Annotated in this window: 13 protein-coding genes; all 13 read right to left on the bottom strand. The window is 73.7% G+C overall.

The genetic code is table 11. The features are described from left to right. Window positions 1-29: 29 nt before the first annotated feature. Window positions 30-1,793: a serine/threonine-protein kinase gene (locus BSB02_RS17230; RefSeq protein ID WP_084960004.1), complete on the bottom strand. Its 1,764-nt coding sequence runs from the start codon at window positions 1,791-1,793 to the stop codon at window positions 30-32. 7 nt (window positions 1,794-1,800) lie between these two features. Next, window positions 1,801-3,909 carry a serine/threonine-protein kinase gene (locus tag BSB02_RS41510; RefSeq protein WP_206184753.1) on the bottom strand — a complete coding sequence of 703 codons (2,109 nt, stop codon included), beginning with the start codon at window positions 3,907-3,909 and terminating at the stop codon, window positions 1,801-1,803. A 120-nt stretch (window positions 3,910-4,029) separates the two neighbouring features. Continuing rightward, entirely contained in the window at window positions 4,030-4,551 is a 522-nt protein-coding gene (locus BSB02_RS17220) for a YbaK/EbsC family protein (protein ID WP_084960002.1), read from the bottom strand. Window positions 4,552-4,612: 61 nt separating this feature from the next. Then, window positions 4,613-6,160 (bottom strand): flavin monoamine oxidase family protein, encoded by a 1,548-nt coding sequence (locus BSB02_RS17215; RefSeq protein ID WP_084960001.1) that lies wholly within the window; start codon window positions 6,158-6,160, stop codon window positions 4,613-4,615. Between the two features lie 4 nt (window positions 6,161-6,164). Beyond that, entirely contained in the window at window positions 6,165-7,025 is an 861-nt protein-coding gene (locus BSB02_RS17210; protein ID WP_240506474.1) for a M55 family metallopeptidase, read from the bottom strand. Continuing rightward, the gene (locus BSB02_RS17205) at window positions 7,004-8,230 is read right to left on the bottom strand and encodes a DUF6395 domain-containing protein (protein WP_084960000.1); all 1,227 of its coding nucleotides are present in this window, start codon (window positions 8,228-8,230) and stop codon (window positions 7,004-7,006) included. Before BSB02_RS17205 ends, BSB02_RS17210 begins: the two co-directional genes overlap by 22 nt. Further along, window positions 8,227-8,583, bottom strand: coding sequence for a hypothetical protein (locus tag BSB02_RS17200; protein ID WP_084959999.1), 357 nt, complete (start codon window positions 8,581-8,583; stop codon window positions 8,227-8,229). The genes BSB02_RS17205 and BSB02_RS17200 overlap by 4 nt, the downstream gene beginning before the upstream one ends. Before the next feature lie 82 nt (window positions 8,584-8,665). Continuing rightward, window positions 8,666-9,439, bottom strand: a complete 774-nt coding sequence (locus BSB02_RS17195) for an enoyl-CoA hydratase/isomerase family protein (protein ID WP_084959998.1) — start codon at window positions 9,437-9,439, stop codon at window positions 8,666-8,668. Next, complete coding sequence (locus tag BSB02_RS17190) at window positions 9,432-10,481, bottom strand: ABC transporter ATP-binding protein (protein WP_084959997.1); 1,050 nt, start codon at window positions 10,479-10,481, stop codon at window positions 9,432-9,434. The genes BSB02_RS17195 and BSB02_RS17190 overlap by 8 nt, the downstream gene beginning before the upstream one ends. Beyond that, window positions 10,478-12,037 (bottom strand): ABC transporter permease, encoded by a 1,560-nt coding sequence (locus BSB02_RS17185; protein ID WP_084959996.1) that lies wholly within the window; start codon window positions 12,035-12,037, stop codon window positions 10,478-10,480. The genes BSB02_RS17190 and BSB02_RS17185 overlap by 4 nt, the downstream gene beginning before the upstream one ends. A gap of 1 nt (window position 12,038) precedes the next feature. Continuing rightward, the gene (locus tag BSB02_RS17180; protein ID WP_084959995.1) at window positions 12,039-13,046 is read right to left on the bottom strand and encodes an iron ABC transporter substrate-binding protein; all 1,008 of its coding nucleotides are present in this window, start codon (window positions 13,044-13,046) and stop codon (window positions 12,039-12,041) included. Window positions 13,047-13,128: 82 nt separating this feature from the next. Further along, window positions 13,129-14,499, bottom strand: coding sequence for a hypothetical protein (locus tag BSB02_RS17175; protein ID WP_084959994.1), 1,371 nt, complete (start codon window positions 14,497-14,499; stop codon window positions 13,129-13,131). Next, window positions 14,496-15,467: an NAD-dependent epimerase/dehydratase family protein gene (locus tag BSB02_RS17170; protein ID WP_158088659.1), complete on the bottom strand. Its 972-nt coding sequence runs from the start codon at window positions 15,465-15,467 to the stop codon at window positions 14,496-14,498. Before BSB02_RS17170 ends, BSB02_RS17175 begins: the two co-directional genes overlap by 4 nt. Window positions 15,468-15,524 lie beyond the last annotated feature (57 nt).

Genomic DNA, 15,524 nt, shown 5'->3' with positions numbered 1-15,524 from the left:
GCCCTTCCCTCAGCGCCCCCGGGAGACCGTCATGGACCCCAGGGAGACAGGAATCCCAGGCCCAGGCTGCGCATCAGGTCGTCGATCATCCCTGTGACCAGGCCCGTCGCGCTGTCCCTGGCGTTGTCGGTGAGCTCCTTCAGCACGGTGCTCGGCGCGCGCCAGGGCTCCCAGGTGGGTTCCTGCCCCAGCGCGAACATCACCACGATGACCGCCGCCGTACCGGCCACCAGGGCGGCCACCAGGGCGGCGCCGGGCGTGCGCAGGACCGAGGTCAGCGTGCGGGCGACGGCCTTGCGCGGCGCGCCGCCGCCGGGCAGCACGAACAGCCCCGCCACCAGCCCGCCGGCCGCGTAGGCGATCGCCTGGTTGGTGTCGAACCCGCCGCCCCAGCGGGCCACGCCGTACACGCACAGGCCGAACAGCAGCGCCAGCGGCACGTGGACCAGCGTGATGAGGAAGGACTTGACCAGCGCCCACGGCGTGCCGACGACGACCAGCAGCGGGTCGGCCGCGCTGGCGCCGCCGCGCGCCTGGCGGCGCTTGACCAGGTCGCCGAAGAGGTACTCGCCCATGCGCAGCACCAGCGCCAGCGTGATGCCCACGACGCTCATCACGACCGGCATCATCACCGTGAGCCCCACCAGGGCCGCCAGCAGCAGCCCGCCGACGAGCTGGCTGCCGACCACGTACTTCTTGCGCTGCCGTGGCGGGGTGTAGGCCGGCGGGGTGTACGGCGGCGCCGGATACCCGGCCACCCGCTGGTCGGGACGGGGCGGCGGGGCGACCGGGCGGGCGCTCATCGGCGCGGGCACGTACGGCGGCGGCTTCACCTCGGGCTGCCGGCGCGTGCGCGGCGGCTCGGGGGCGGGCCTGCCGTACTCCACGGGGGGCAGCAGGTCGGAGTACGTCTGCTTGCTGGGCAGGACCTTCGTGCCCGACGGGGTGGACCGGTTCGGCGGCGGGACCTCGTTGAACGTGGTCACCCGCGGGTCGAGCGCGCGGGCCATGCGCAGCAGCTCCTGGGCGGTGGGCCGCTCGTCGGGGTCGACCGCCAGCGCCCTGGCCAGCCAGCCGCGCAGCCACACCGGCGCCTTGTCCAGCTGCGGACGCCCCTCCATGATGTTGTAGCAGATCACCTCGAACGCGCCCGTGCCGAACGGCGGCACCCCGGCGGCCGCGAAGAACACCGTGGAGGCCAGCGCGTGCACGTCGGCCTTCTGGGTGATCTCGGCGTCGCGGATGATCTCGGGGGCGAGGTAGCCGGGCGTGCCGACGAACATCCCGGTCTGGGTCAGCCGCGTGGCGTTGACCAGGTGCGCGATGCCGAAGTCGATCACCAGCGGCTCGCCGTTGACCATCATGACGTTGGACGGCTTGAGGTCGCGGTGGATGACGTCGGCGGCGTGGATGGCCACGAGCGCCTGGCACAGGCCCTGGGCCAGGCGGATCACCTCGCGGGCGCCCAGCGGGCCGTCGCTGAGCACGATGTCCTCGAGCGTGCGGCCGGGGGCGAAGCGGGTCACGACGTACGGCTCCCGCCCCACCAGCTCGGCGTCGAGCACCGAGGCCACGAACGGGCTGCGCACCCGCCGCATGGTCTCGACCTCGCGGATCAGCCGGTCGCGTGCCTTGAGGTCGGCCGCCACGTGCGGGTGGAGCACCTTGATGGCGACCTCGCGGCCGTCCTCGTCGAGCCCGAGGTGGACAACACCCATGCCACCTTCGCCGATCTTCCTGACCAATCGGTACGGGCCAATCCGCTCGGGTGCCTGGGTGTTGCCTGCGCTCATCCGGCTGCTACCCCCTGTTTCGCAGTTCGTCGAGCCTGTCAGTCACCAGCTCGACGTCCACTGGTGTCCAGTTTGCCTCCCGGGGCGGGTCGTCGCCCACTGTCTGGTACGCCAGCACCAAGGACAGCGCGGCGATCACGCCGAAGACCCCCGCCATGGCGATCGCCCCTGCCCTCGAGGGTACGAGGGAGGACAGGGTTCTGCGCATCTGACGGCTCGGCCCCTCCACGCCGGGGCCGGCGCAGATGGTCCACAGCGCCACCGCCGCGCCCCACGCCAGCGCGTTCGCCGGCTGCATCTTGACGATCACGGTCAGCAGCAGCGTGACGGGCAGGGCGAGGATGGCGCCGTAGAAGACCAGGGCGAGCGTGACGCCGATCGACTTGGCCAGCGCCTTGGGGTAGGCGAGCACGCGCAGGACGTCGAAGGCGGCCAGCCCGGTCGGCCGCCGGCCGATGAGCTGCTGCTGGGCCAGGTCGGCGGCGCGCAGCAGCACGGCCGCGGGCAGGACGACGGCCGCGACCAGCACCGGGGCGAGGGCCGCGACGACGATCATGACGATCAGCAGCATCGCCCCGGCCGCGCCGTACGCCCTGGAACGTTCGAGCGCGCGCCCTGGCCGGGCGCCCGGGATGTACGGCTCGCGCTTGGTGGACAGGTCGGGCGGATACGGCGTCTGGGGCGGCGGCGCGGGGGGCGGGACGTAGGGCGGCGGCTGGGGGGCGCTGACGCGGGCGAAGTCGGACGCGCCGGAGCGGACCCTGCGGGTGGGCACGTCGCCCTCGGGCGGCGGGGCGGCGTGGTTGTTCCAGGGCTGGGACTCCTCCCGCATCCTGCGCAGTTCCTCCGGAGACACGCGGCGGGTGGGGAACGGGTCGCCCTGGTCGGGCTGCGGCGGCGCGGCTTGCGGCCCCGACCCGGGCTGCCGGGCGCCGTGCTGGGGGGCGCCGTGCTGCTGGGCTCCGGGCTGCTGAGCGCCGTGCTGGGGGGCGCCATGCTGCTGGGCCCCCTGCTGCTGGTCGGCGCGCTGCCGGTCGGTGCGGGCCGACACCGGCGGCGTGGCGTCGGCGGCCGGGTGCCCGCCCGTCGCGGGGCTCCCCGCCGGGCTCACAGGCGGGCTCGCGGGCGGATTAACAGGCGGGTTCGCGGCCCCGGGAGGCGGCGCGGCCTGCGGCCCCGACCCGGAGGGCTGGTCCGGCAGCAGCGACACGAACGACCCCTGCGGCGGGGAGGCCGGCGACGGGGTGATCCGCGGTGTCGGCGTGGTCTCGGGCGCCGCTCCGGCGCCCGGCACGGTGGAGATCTGGTCGGGGGCCCGCCCGGCCTGGGGCAGCATCCGCGCGGTCTGCTCGGCCAGCTCGGCCGCCTTGGGACGCTTGGCCGGGTTGCGCTGGAAGGCCGCCTTCAGCAGGGGCTGCAGCTGTGCCGGGGCGCCGCTGACGTCGGCCTTGCCCGCGGTGATGTTGTAGAAGATCATCTCCAGCGTGCCCTTGCCGAAGGGTGGCTGGCCGGTCGCGGCGTACAGCAGCGTGCCCGCCCAGGCGTGGACGTCGACTTCCGGGCCCGCCTCGTGGCCCTCGATGATCTCCGGGGCCAGGTAGCCGGGCGTGCCGATGAACATGCCGGTCTGGGTGAGCCTGGTGGCGTCGACCGCCTGGGCGATGCCGAAGTCGATCAGCACCGGCTGGCCGTCGAGGATCAGGACGTTGCCGGGCTTGAGGTCGCGGTGGATCACGCCCACCGAGTGGACCGCGGCCAGCGCGGAGGCCACGCCGTGCGCCACCCGCAGCAGCGCGGGCAGGTCGAGCGGCCCGTCCTCCTTGACGATCTCATCCAGCGGGCGGCCGGGGACGTACTGCGTCACGATGTAGGGCCGGTGGCCCGTCACGTCGGCGTCGACGACCTCCGCGATGTACTTGCTGCGCACCCGCCGCATGGTGTCGACCTCGCGCGAGAGCCTGCGGCGGGCGACCTCGTCGCCGGCCACCTCCGGGCGCAGCACCTTGATCGCCACCTGCCGCCCCTGCGGGTCGACGGCGAGATGGACGACGCCCATGCCCCCCTCACCGAGCCGCCTGAGCAGGCGGTACGGGCCGAGTCTGTCGTCCTGATTCATGGCATGAAGCACCATACCGGCTTGAATCCCACCCACAGATGAACCACGAGGTCACATTCCCACTTGCATAACGTCCGGCTTGGCGTCACCGGTTTCTTCATCCACGGTCTCACATTGGTCTCAATTGGCCAGAGACAGCACCTCGGCGTTCGCCAGCCCCGCCAGTGTGGCGCCGGGCACCGACAGTTTGGAGCGCCGCACGCCGCTGCCGACGATCACCCTGGGATGCTGGGCCACGGCGGTGTCCACCAGGACCGGCCAGCCCTCCGGCAGGCCCAGCGGGGTGATCCCGCCGTATTCCATGCCGGTCAGCTCGACCGCCTCGGCCATCGGCGCGAAGCTCGCCTTGCGGGCCTCCAGCCGCTTGCGCACCACGTTGTTGACGTCCACGCGCATGGTCGCGAGCACCACGCACGCCGCGTAGCCCGTCACGCCGCCCCTGCGGGCCGCCACCACCACGCAGTTGGCGGACTCCTCCAGGCTCACGCCGTACTTCTCGCAGAAGGCCGCGGTGTCGGCCAGGTCGGGGTCGATCTCGGCGACCAGCACCCGGCCCGGGTCCTCCAGTGCCCGTACGGCTCGCGCCACGGGCTCGGCCAGCAGGTCGGGCCGCCCGGCGACGGGCGTCCACTCCAGCGACATCCGTCCCCCTCTCTCCTCGGTCCAGTCGGACCCTACGCGCCCCGGGGGACGGCCGCGAGGATCAGGGCCGCTGGAGCGCGTGCCGGTGCAGCCGGGTGACGGCGTTCCTGGCCGACTCCATCGCCCCGGCCTGCCAGGCGACCAGGTGGGTCAGCCAGTCGCCCGCGAAGTACACCCTTCCCGCCGGGCGTTGCAGAAGAGTGAACGACGAATCAACAGCGGGCCACTTCACCCAGCCGCCGAGGATGTGCTGCTGGCGCTCCCAGGCGATGGACACGCTGGAGAGCAGGTCGGCCCGGTACTTCTCGCCGTGGATCTTCTTGCCCTGGGTGAGGGCGCGCCGCCTGCGGTCCTCCGGGGTGAGCGCGCCGTACAGCTCGGCGTTCTTGCCGGTGGTGTAGTAGCCGACGATGAGTCCGGATCTCTCGTGATAACCGTGGGACGGGTACCAGATGTGGGTGATGTCCAGGTCCGTCTCGGTGACCCCGCCGTAGATGCGGTCCTCCAGCTCCCACCAGCGCCTGCCGTACTCGAGCCCGATCTTGCCCGCGGCCACCGGGACCGGCTTCCTGAGCGCCGCGGTGACCTCGGCCCCCAGGTTGTGCGGGATCCTGGCCAGGACGTGCGGCGGCAGCGCGGCGACGCAGTAGTCCGCCCTGTGCCGCCCGCCGGCCCACTCCACCTCGACCCCGTCGGCCAGGCCGGTGATGCTGGTGACCTGGATCCCCGTCCTGATGCGGTCCTCCCCCACGCGCTCGACCAGCGCGGCGACGACGCGGTCCATGCCGCCGACCGGCTGGAACATCGGCGTGGCCTGGTCGTAGCCGAAGTCGTTGGTGATGGCCCGGCCGGTCGCGGCGGCCAGCACCTGGGAGAGCGGGCCGGGCGGGCCGAGCGGGACGCCCGCGTCGACGTCGGGGAAGTCCACGAAGCCGCGCCGCGTGGACCCCTCGTACTCCAGCTTGGGCCCCAGGTCGCCGAAGCGCCGCAGGAACTCCAGCAGCCGCTCCCTGTCCTCCCTGGTCAGCCTGCGGTCCAGGCTGCCGGCGTCGGTCGCCTTGGCCAGCAGTTCGGCGACATAGCCGTACATGTCGGCCCGCGCGGTCCTGGCGCGCTGCGTGACGCCGTTGGTGTGGACGTAGGCGGCGGCGTTGCGGTTGACGAACGTCTCGATGGGCACGCCCAGCTCGCGGCAGTAGTCGAGCGTCACCATCCAGGGGGCGATGCGCGCGGGCCCGGCGTTGAAGTAGATCCCCTCGCCGAAGGTCACCCGCTGGGTCGGCCCGTTGACCTCGCCCAGCGAGTCGCCGCCGCGCAGCGTGAGGTTCCGCCCGCCGGGCTTGCCCCTCGCCTCCAGCACCGTGACGTCGTATCCGGCCTTGCCCAGCTCGTAGGCCGCGGTCAGGCCCGCGATCCCGGCGCCGAGGACGACGACGCTGGCCGCCGCCCTGCCCTGGAGGGCGAAGTCGCCCGGCTGCGGCGGCGTGAAGCGCGTCTCCTGGCTCGTGGGGGCCAGCCCCAGCGCGCCCATGGCGGCGTACATCGCCCCGGCGCCGCCGGCCGCGCCGATCCCGACCAGCAGCCCGCGCCGGGTCAGCCTGGAATCCATGCCGTCACCCGTAGGGTCCGCTTCCGCAGGCGATCTGCCCGCCGATGGTGGCGAACAGCCCGAACAGCGCCATGATCTGCCGGAAGTCGTCGGTGGTGTACTCGGTGTGCCGCGCGCCCGCCGTCTTCACGCCCGGGATCAGCGCCACCGCCGCCGCGATGGCCGTGGAGTTCCACTCCACCCCCAGCGTGTACGGCGCAGCCACCTCATACGGCCGGAAGTCGCCCAGCCGGTTCAGCGCCCGGGCGGTCGCCTCGCGGATGCGCTCCTGCGCGACGGAGGGCGGCAGCAGCTCGGCGGAGAACTTGTCGATGCCCTTCTTGACCGCCACGGTCTCCACGTCGCCCAGGACCTCGCGGGCCTCCTCCCCCACCGCCTCGTCGCCGGTCACCAGCACCACCGGCACGCCGTGGAACCCGGCGCAGGCGGCCACGAGCCGGGTCTCCCCGCACGGCTCGCCGTTGAGCCAGACGTTCTGGATCTCCTTGCCCATCCACGTGTGGTTGAGCACGCCGTGGGCGACGCCCGCCCGCGCGTGGTAGCCGACGAAGCAGGCCGCGTCGAAGGAGGAGTCCAGCCCCTGCGCCATCCGCTGGGCCTTGCCGGGCCCGCGGATCAGCGTCGCCCGGGGGTCGAGCAGGTCGACGCGGAGGTTCTTGGTGGAGCCGTGGGCGTCGTTGACCAGCACGCTGGTCGCGCCGGCGGCGAAGGCGCCCTCGACGCAGGCGTTGGCGTCGGCGGTCATGAGCTCGCACCCGCGCTCGTAGCCGCGCTTGCCGGCGTGCATCTCCTCCGGGTCGGTCAGCCCGGTGACGCCCTCCATGTCGACCGACAGGTAGACCTTCACGCCCTGGCCTGCCCCCATTCCTCCACTCGGCGTGCCTCCTCGGGGCTCATCAGCCCCACCTCGGCGACCATGAACGACCTGACCTGCTCCCGCCAGGGCTCGGGGATCTCCTCCAGCGCGGGCGGGTAGCAGCGGTCCAGCCAGGCCGTCGACTCCTCGGTGGCCTGGAGGAAGGCCGCCGCCTTGGCGAAGACCGTGTGCTCGATGCCCGGCACCCGGGCGCAGCCGTACTCGATCATCTCCTGGCCGCCGTAGGGCGGCGGCTGCTGCCACTTGCGGGCCACCGGCCGGTCGGCGGTGATCGGCGTGTCGAGGGGCCGCCGCTCGACGGCGGCCTGGATGAGCTCCTTGTACAGGCACTTGCCGCAGGTACGGCAGGGCCCGTCGGCGCCGCGCAGGCACCACCGCAGCTGGTCCTTCAGCGGCGAGCCCAGCGCCAGCCGCATGGTCACCGCCTCGCTCACCCCGCCCACCGGCAGCACGATGTGCACGCCGGCCGCCGCGAACGCCCGCCCCCAGGGGCCGTGCGGCGCCCACATCGGGTTGTCGGGCGTGTAGCGCAGCAGGTAGCGGTCGCCGCCCAGCCAGCGGGAGCCCAGCTCGTAGCCGAAGGCCAGCCCGCCCAGGTCCAGCCGGTCGGCCAGCAGCAGCGCCCCGGCGGCCACGGCGTGGTGCTCGGGGTAGCCGGGGCGCGGCTCGGCCAGCGTGAACTCCAGGTCGGAGGCCACCTCGGTGAGCGGCCGGCCGGTCTGCCCGGCCAGCTTCGCGAGCACGTCGGAGCGGTAGTGGGTCCACCGGTTGGGCACGCGCGGGTGCGGGACCCTCCGGAAGTGGACGAAGGGCGCCTCCGGCAGGATGGTGGCCGCCGCGACGGAGTCGGCCCCGCCGCTGTAGCTGATGGCCAGCACCGATCCGGTACGGCGGGCCGCCACGCCCACCGGGCCGGCCTCGACGCCCCACCCGTCGTGGAGGGCCCGCGCCAGCTCGGCGGAGACGGCCCGGTCGAAGGTGATCCTGCGGCGGGTCCAGGGCGCGACGACGGTCCAGGCGGCCAGCGCGAACAGGTCGGGATGGGCGTCGTCAGGCACGCCGCCGGTCGCGGGGGAGATCGTGCAGGAGTTCGTGCGCAGCTTGACCGGGTAGCCGTCGGAGGCCTTCCCCGTGATCTCGTCCTCGGGGTCCAGGCGGAAGGTGAGCGTGCCGCCGCTCCAGCTCACCCTCATGGGCGTGCCCCGTCGAGCGAGTGGGCCCCGTCGAGCGGTCGGGCCGCGTCGACGGCCTGCCAGAGCAGCACCTCGTCCTGCAGGACGCGGTCGAGCGCCTCGGCCGTCTCCAGAGCCAGGCGGCGGGTGTCGTCGGCCTGGCGGGCCGCGGCGCGCAGCCGTTCGACCTGCTCGCGCAGCGCCGCGACCTCGCCGCCCAGCTCCGACAGCCGGCTCCCCAGCGCCGCCACCTCGCCTCGCAGCGCGCTCACCTCGTCGAGGGCGGCGCGGAGCTCGGCCCTGGCGGCGTAGCGGGCGTCCAGCCGCGCTCGGACCGCCGCACGTACCCGAGAAGGGATCAGGACGCGCATCATGGAACGCCACGATAGGGGAAAACGCGGCGAAGCCTGGCCCTATCGCCCCTATCGATCGCCGCTGTCGATCGGCCCTACCGCCTCATCGCCCGAGGAACTTGGGCTTGGACTTCTCCGCGAAGGCCCGCATGCCGATCTTGGCGTCCTCGGTGGCGAACAGCCCGGAGAACTGCAGCCGCTCGATCTCCAGCCCGGTGTCCAGGTCGACCTCCAGCCCCTGGTCGATCGCCTGCTTGGCGGCGCGCAGCGCCACCGTGGGGCCGTCGACGAAGGTGGCCGCCCACTCCAGGGCCGAGGTGTAGACGTCGGCGTCGGGCACGACGCGGTCCACCAGGCCGATCTCCAGCGCCTCCGAGGCGCCGACGTGGCGCCCGCTGAAGATCAGGTCCTTGGCCTTGGCCGGGCCGATGAGGCGCGGCAGCCGCTGGGTGCCGCCCGCGCCGGGGATGATGCCGAGGGAGATCTCCGGCTGGCCGATCTTGGCGCTCTCGCCCGCGATGCGGAAGTCTGCGCACAGCGCCAGCTCGCAGCCGCCGCCGAGCGCGTAGCCGGTGATGGCCGCGATGACGGGCTTGCCGATGCGGGCCACGGCGGTGAAGCAGTCCTGGAGGGTGCGGGAGTGCGCGTACATGTCGGCGTAGGACATGTCGGCCATCTCCTTGATATCCGCGCCGGCCGCGAACACGTGGACGCCTCCGTAGATGACGACGGCGTGCACGTCGGGATCGGTGTCCACGGCCAGCGCGCACTCCCTGATCTCCCGCTGCACCTGCGCGTTGAGCGCGTTCAGCTTGGGACGATTGAGCTCGATCGTGGCGATCCGGTCGGCCACCTCGACGTGTACAAACTCACCCATGGTCCCGACCATATCCGGAGGGCGGGAAGAACAGCACGGGCCCCCGCACCGACACCCCGACGCGGTCTCCCGGCCGGTAGGCGACGTCGCCGCGGGTCCTGGCCCTGATCACCACGCCCTCGGGCAGCGCCACGGTGACGGCGGCGTCGTGGCCGAAGAACTCCACCCGCTCGACCGTGCCGCGGTCCCCCTCGGCGAGGACGACCTGCTCGGGCCGTACGGCCACGCGGCCGGGACCCGCCGCGCCGTTGGCCGAGTGCTCGAGATCGCCCAGCACGCAGGAGGCGACGCCGCCGGAGGCCACGGCGTCCAGCACCACGGCCTCCCCGACGAAGGTGGCCACGCCGAGGTCCCGCGGCGCGGAGTAGACCTCGCCGGGCGTGCCCTCCTGGACGATCACACCGTCGCGCATCACCGCGACGGTGTCGGCCATCGACAGCGCCTCCTCCTGGTCGTGGGTGACCAGGACGGCCGTGGCGCCCGCGCGTTCCAGCGCCTCGCGCACCTGGTCGCGCACGGTGCCACGCAGCGACCTGTCCAGCGCGTTGAACGGCTCGTCCAGCAGCACCACGCCGGGCCCGGGGGCGAGCGCCCTGGCCAGGGCGACGCGCTGCTGCTGGCCGCCGGACAGCTCGTGCGGCATGCGGGAGCCGTACCCGGCCAGGCCCACCAGCTCCAGGCACTCGGCGACCCGCCCGGCGGCCTCGGGGCGCGGGCGGCGCGGCCAGCGGGAGCGGCCGGGCAGCCCGAAGGCGACGTTGTCCTCGACCGACAGGTGGGGGAACAGCGCGGCCTCCTGGGGCACGATGCCCACGCGGCGCTTCTCCGGCGGCAGTCCCGTGACCTCCTGGCCCCCGATGCGCACCGAGCCGGAGTCGGCGCGCTCGAACCCGGCCACGATCCGCAGCAGCGTGGTCTTGCCGCAGCCGGAGGGGCCCAGCACGGCCGCCAGCTCGCCGTCCGCGACGGTCAGCGAGGCCCCGCGCAGCACCGGGGTGCCGTCGAAGCTCTTGACGAGCTCGGAAACCACCAATCCACTCATGTGTCCCGCTTTCCCAGCAGAAATCCGGGGATGGCGGCCAGCAGCATGAGCAACGCGGCGTACGGCGCGGCGGCCCCGTAGGCGCCGGAGCCGGTCTGCGTCCACAGCTGCGTGGCCAGCGTCTCCATGCCCGTCGGGCGCAGCAGCAGCGTCGCGGGCAGCTCCTTCATCGCGGTCAGGAACACCAGCGCGGTGCCCGCCGCCACCCCGGGCAGCGCCAGCGGCAGCGTGACCTGCCTGATCGCGCCCATCGGGCTGCGGCCCAGCGAGCGGGCCACCTCCTCCAGCACCGGCGGCGACTGCAGGACCGAGGCGCGCACCGCGCCGACCGAGGCGGGCAGGAACAGCACCGCGTAGGCCAGCACGAGCAGCGGCCACTGCTGGTAGAGCGGGTAAGCGTAGCGGACCGCGAAGAAGACGAACGACAGCGCCAGCACGATCCCCGGCAGCGCGTGCCCCACGTAGGTGGACTGCTCCAGGAACCGCGCGGTGGCGGAGCGGTGCCGGGCGGCGACGATCCCGACCGGTACGGCCAGCGCCGCGCACAGCAGCGCCCCGGCCGCCGAGACGCCGAGCGTGGCGGCCACGGTCTCCGCCAGCGCGGACGCCGAGATCCGGCGGGAGGCGCCCTCCACCAGCCAGTAGGCGATGCTCGCCAGCGGGAAGCCCACCGCCGCCGCGGCGACGGCGGCGGCCCAGGCCAGCGCCGCCGGCTTGCCCCTGCCCAGCCGTACGGCCGAGCCGCGCCGGGGCGGGGCGCCGCGCAGCGCGTAGGCGGCCTTGCCCCGGGTGCGCGCCTCGGCCAGCACGATGGCCACCGTGACGGCGACGAGCAGCAGGCCGAGCACGGCGGCCGGGGTGCGGTTGAAGCTCGCGCGGTAGGCCGTGTAGATCTGCGTGGTGAAGACGTCGAAGCGCATGATGGACACCGCGCCGAACTCGGCGAGCACGTACATGGCCACCAGCAGCCCGCCCGCGGCGGCGGCCGGGCGCAGCTGGCGGACGACCACGGCCATGCGGCTGCGGCCCAGCGACAGCGCGACCTCCTCCATCGCGGGGTCCAGGCGGCGCAGGGCGGCGACGGCGGGCAGGTAGACGTACGGGTAGCAGCACAGCACGAGGACCAGCGCCGAGCCGCCGAACCCCGAGATCCCGGGGAAGGCGGCGACCCACGTGTAGGCGGCCACGTACGACGGCACGGCCAGCGGCAACGCCGCCAGCGCCCCGAACGCGCGCCGCCCGGGCAGGTCGGTGCGCACGACCAGCCAGGCCAGCGACACGCCGACGACGACGCACAACGCCGTGACGACGGCCGCCAGGCCCAGGCTGCGGGCGGCCAGCTCCGCCGTACGGGCACGGAGCAGCGTGGCCGCGAAGCCGGCGGGGCCGCCCTCGACGGCCCTGATCAGCAGGTAGGCGATCGGGGCCAGCGACAGGACGGCGGCGGCGAGGGCAGGCAGGAGCAGGGCCGCGGGAATCCGCCGCCCAGCCCTGAGCCGCCCCGCCCCGAGCCGTCCAGCCCCGAGCCGCCCCGCCCCGAGCCGCCCTTCGCTCATCTCAGACCAGTCCCACGTCCTGGAGCATCTTGAGCGTCTCCTCCAGCGAGTCCAGCTTCGCCAGGTCGATCGCCGGCCCGTTCAGCGTGTCGAGCTTGGGCAGGCCGGGGTCCGGCTCCACCCCGGCGACCAGCGGGTACTCCTTGGTCTGCTGGGCGAAGTACTGCTGCGCCTCCGGGCCCAGCAGGTAGTCGATGGCGCGCTGCGCCGCCTGGGCGTGCTTGGTGGTCTTCAGCTGGCCGATGCCGGCCACGTTGACCAGCGCGCCCGGGTCGCCGGCGGGCAGGTAGGCCAGCCGCGAGGGGATCTGCCCCTTCTCGGCGACCTTCTCGTACCAGTAGTAGTGGTTGATCAGGCCGAGCTGGAGCTTGCCGTCGTCCACCGCGTTGAGGATGGCGATGTTGTTGGGGTAGGTCTGCGTGCCGTTGTCCTTCATGGCCTGCAGCCACTGGCGCGTGGCGTCCTCGCCCTTGAGCACCCGCATCGCGGTGACGAAGGCCTGGAAGGAGGCGTTGGTCGGGGCCCAGCCGACCTTGCCGCGCCACTTGGGGTCGGTCAGCTCCAAGACGCTCTTGGGCGGGGCGGCCACCGTGCGCGGGTCGTACACGATGACCCGCGACCGGCCCGACAGGCCCACCCAGTCCTTGCCCCGGTACTTGTCCGGCACCCGCTCCAGCAGGTTCTGCGGGAGCGGGGTGAGCATGCCGTGCTTGGACAGCGCGCCGAGGGCGCCGGCGTCCTGGGAGAAGAACAGGTCGGCCCGGGTCCGGTCGCCCTCCTCCAGGATCTGGGCGGCCAGCTCGGCGCTGTCGCCGTACCTGACCTGCACGTCCAGCCGGGTCGCCGCCTTCAGCTTGTCCAGCAGCGGACCCACCAGGTTCTGATTCCGCCCGGAGTAGATGACGAGCGCGTCGTCGCTGAAGCTCGGCTCGTCCTCCGAGCCGCACGCGGCGACGGCGAGGAGGGCCAGCGGCACGAGCGCGGCGGCGACCAGCTTGCGCAGGAACATGGACACTTCCTCGATCTGTGGTGACTACTCCGACGAGCTTCCGGAAGCGGAGCCGGACCCAGAACCCGTGCCGCTGCCGCCGTCACTGCATCCCGTGAGCGTCAGCGAGAGCGCGGTCAGCAGGACCGCGGCGGCCTTGGCGAGCTTTCTCATGGCGGAACCTCCAGATGATCGTTGCGATGGACAGGACGAGCCAGGTCACGTGAAGCGGCCAGAATCCGTTCCAGCCCAGCCGGTAGTCGGGCAGGATCCAGCGGATGGCCTGGTAGAACGGCGAGCCGACGGCCTCGAACCCCGACACCCACGTGATGCGCACGGCCAGGCCGTCGGCGATGAGCCAGCCGTACGTCACCACCCCGATCAGCCCCAGCCACGCCCACAGCCGGGGCGTGGAGCGCAGGATGAGGATCAGGGCCAGGGGCAGGACGACGACGAGCTGGCGGCCGGGCCACCAGTAGCCGTGCATGGTGAGCGCGACGAAGGTGGCGGTCAGCCAGCCCGCCAGGAGCGGGAGCAGCAGGACCCACCGGCGCCGGTACAGCGCGAGCCCCACGGCGGGCAGCAGGAGCAGCCAGGCGGGCTGCCAGGCGGCCAGGCCGTACCCGCGATCCACCAGCAGGCCGATCAGCCGCAGCGACCGGCCCACGTAGTCGGGGTCGAAGCCCATCACGCCGAACTCGCCGGACTGCTGGAAGTGGTCGCCGCTGGCGTAGACGGTCCAGCCGCCCCACACCCAGCGGTGGACGGCCAGGTAGAGCGCGCCCATGGCGGCCAGGCCCGCGGCCAGCCGGGCGTCGCGGGTGCGCCACAGGGCGATGCCCGCGAGCACGGCGGCGACGGGCACGTACTTGACCGACAGCCACGGCAGCGCGGTGACGAGGGCGCCCACGGCCCACAGGTTGATCCTGGGCGCGGTGAGCACGGCCACGCAGGCCACGGTCGCCAGGGCGGCGGGCAGCTCGGGGTAGACCTGCTGGCCGTACACCGCGAGCGGGGCGCTTGCGGCGGCGACGGCCACCCCGGCGGTCGCGGGCTTCACGGGCACATCGAAGCGGCGGACGGCGGTCCACAGGGTGAGGGCGGCCAGCGCCCCGGCCATGAGGGCGAGCGCCGCCTTGGCCGCCACCCAGCCGCCCAGGCCCATAGGCAGGGCCAGCAGGATCGGCAGCAGCGGGTCGTGGGGGCTGATCTGCCTGCCGCCCTCCAGGACCTCGGTCTGGACCGGCAGGCCCCCCGTCCCCGCCCAGGGGATCCAGCGCCGGGCGTCGAGCTCGTCGTCGATGTCGAGGCTGAAGTCCTCGAAGATCGACAGGGCGGTGAGCAGGTACTGGGGCTCGTCGACGGCGACGTGGCCGCCGAAGCGGGCGCGCACCCCGATGCCGAGCAGCGCGGCCCCGGTCGCCACCACGGCCACCGCCGCCATCGGCCACCTCAGGCTGGGCGACGTGATCATCTGACTCCGCCCCCGACCCCTGCACCCGCACGATCGGGCGCCCACTCCTCGGTCGCCGCACCCTCGCGGCCCGGGGTTCCGGTACGGCGGGCGCACACGTCGGCGGGCGTCGGCGCCTCCGCCTGCCGCCGCACGACGTCGAGCAGGTCCGTCTCCGGCGTCCAGCCGATCAGCGAGCGCAGCAGCCGCGTGTCGGCCAGCGAGTCGCCGGGCTCCACCGGCGGCGCGGGCCGCACGTCCAGGGTCACCTCGGCCCCGGTCACCTCGGCCACCGCCGCCACCATGGCGCGTAGGCTGACCCCTCGCCCGGTGCCCACGTTCACCGCGCCGGGGATGCCGATCAGGTCCGCCATGGCACGGGCCGCCTGCCGTACGTCCGTCACGTCGCGGGTGCGCTCCAGCGAGCCGAGGATCCGCAGCGGGCGGCCACGGCGCGCGGCCTCCAGCCAGATCGACAGCGCCATGTCCGGCCGCTGTCCCTCGCCCGCCACGGTGAACGGCCGCACGACCGTGACCGCGCGGCCGCGGCACAGCTCCTCGAGGGCGACCTTGCTCCTGGCGTATCCCCCGATGGGCCGCAGCTCGTCGTCCTCGCGGCTCGGCCGGCCGTGCCTGGCCCCGCCGTACACGGAGCTGGAGGAGCACACCAGCAGCGGCACGCCGCGCGGGGTCAGGGCCAGCACCCGCGCGCCCGCCAGGACGTTGTCCCGGTGCCGCCGCCAGGCCACGCCGGGCCCGTCGTCGCGCACGCCCGGGCAGCCGGCCAGGTGGTAGACGGCGTCGGCGCTCTCGAAGGCCGCCCTGACCAGCTCGTCCTCATCCAGCAGGTCGGCGGTGAGCACGGTGAGGCCCGGCCGCGGCGGCTGCGGCCTGCGGTCGACGCCGATCACGTGCTCGCCGCGCGCGATCAGCGTCTCGGTGAGGATCCGGCCGATGAACCCGGCGGACCCGGTCACGATCGACGTCACCCGTGTCCCTTCCCGAGCCTCGATTGCCGGACATAGCCCAAACGGGGTAAAGATAGC

Source organism: Thermoactinospora rubra (assembly GCF_002093975.1).
In the GTDB taxonomy this organism is placed as follows: Bacteria; Actinomycetota; Actinomycetes; order Streptosporangiales; family Streptosporangiaceae; genus Nonomuraea; species Nonomuraea rubra_A.
The sequence above is the reverse complement of the archived record's forward strand: the minus strand, read 5'-3'. Positions and strand labels throughout refer to the sequence as shown.

What these genes read in the sequence shown, in the direction of transcription:
- BSB02_RS17230 (WP_084960004.1), bottom strand. Translation starts at nt 1,793, where the DNA reads ATGAGCGCAGGCAACACCCAGGCACCCGAGCGGATTGGCCCGTACCGA.
- BSB02_RS41510 (WP_206184753.1), bottom strand. Translation starts at nt 3,909, where the DNA reads ATGAATCAGGACGACAGACTCGGCCCGTACCGCCTGCTCAGGCGGCTC.
- BSB02_RS17220 (WP_084960002.1), bottom strand. Translation starts at nt 4,551, where the DNA reads ATGTCGCTGGAGTGGACGCCCGTCGCCGGGCGGCCCGACCTGCTGGCC.
- BSB02_RS17215 (WP_084960001.1), bottom strand. Translation starts at nt 6,160, where the DNA reads ATGGATTCCAGGCTGACCCGGCGCGGGCTGCTGGTCGGGATCGGCGCG.
- BSB02_RS17210 (WP_240506474.1), bottom strand. Translation starts at nt 7,025, where the DNA reads ATGGGGGCAGGCCAGGGCGTGAAGGTCTACCTGTCGGTCGACATGGAG.
- BSB02_RS17205 (WP_084960000.1), bottom strand. Translation starts at nt 8,230, where the DNA reads ATGAGGGTGAGCTGGAGCGGCGGCACGCTCACCTTCCGCCTGGACCCC.
- BSB02_RS17200 (WP_084959999.1), bottom strand. Translation starts at nt 8,583, where the DNA reads ATGATGCGCGTCCTGATCCCTTCTCGGGTACGTGCGGCGGTCCGAGCG.
- BSB02_RS17195 (WP_084959998.1), bottom strand. Translation starts at nt 9,439, where the DNA reads ATGGGTGAGTTTGTACACGTCGAGGTGGCCGACCGGATCGCCACGATC.
- BSB02_RS17190 (WP_084959997.1), bottom strand. Translation starts at nt 10,481, where the DNA reads ATGAGTGGATTGGTGGTTTCCGAGCTCGTCAAGAGCTTCGACGGCACC.
- BSB02_RS17185 (WP_084959996.1), bottom strand. Translation starts at nt 12,037, where the DNA reads ATGAGCGAAGGGCGGCTCGGGGCGGGGCGGCTCGGGGCTGGACGGCTC.
- BSB02_RS17180 (WP_084959995.1), bottom strand. Translation starts at nt 13,046, where the DNA reads ATGTTCCTGCGCAAGCTGGTCGCCGCCGCGCTCGTGCCGCTGGCCCTC.
- BSB02_RS17175 (WP_084959994.1), bottom strand. Translation starts at nt 14,499, where the DNA reads ATGATCACGTCGCCCAGCCTGAGGTGGCCGATGGCGGCGGTGGCCGTG.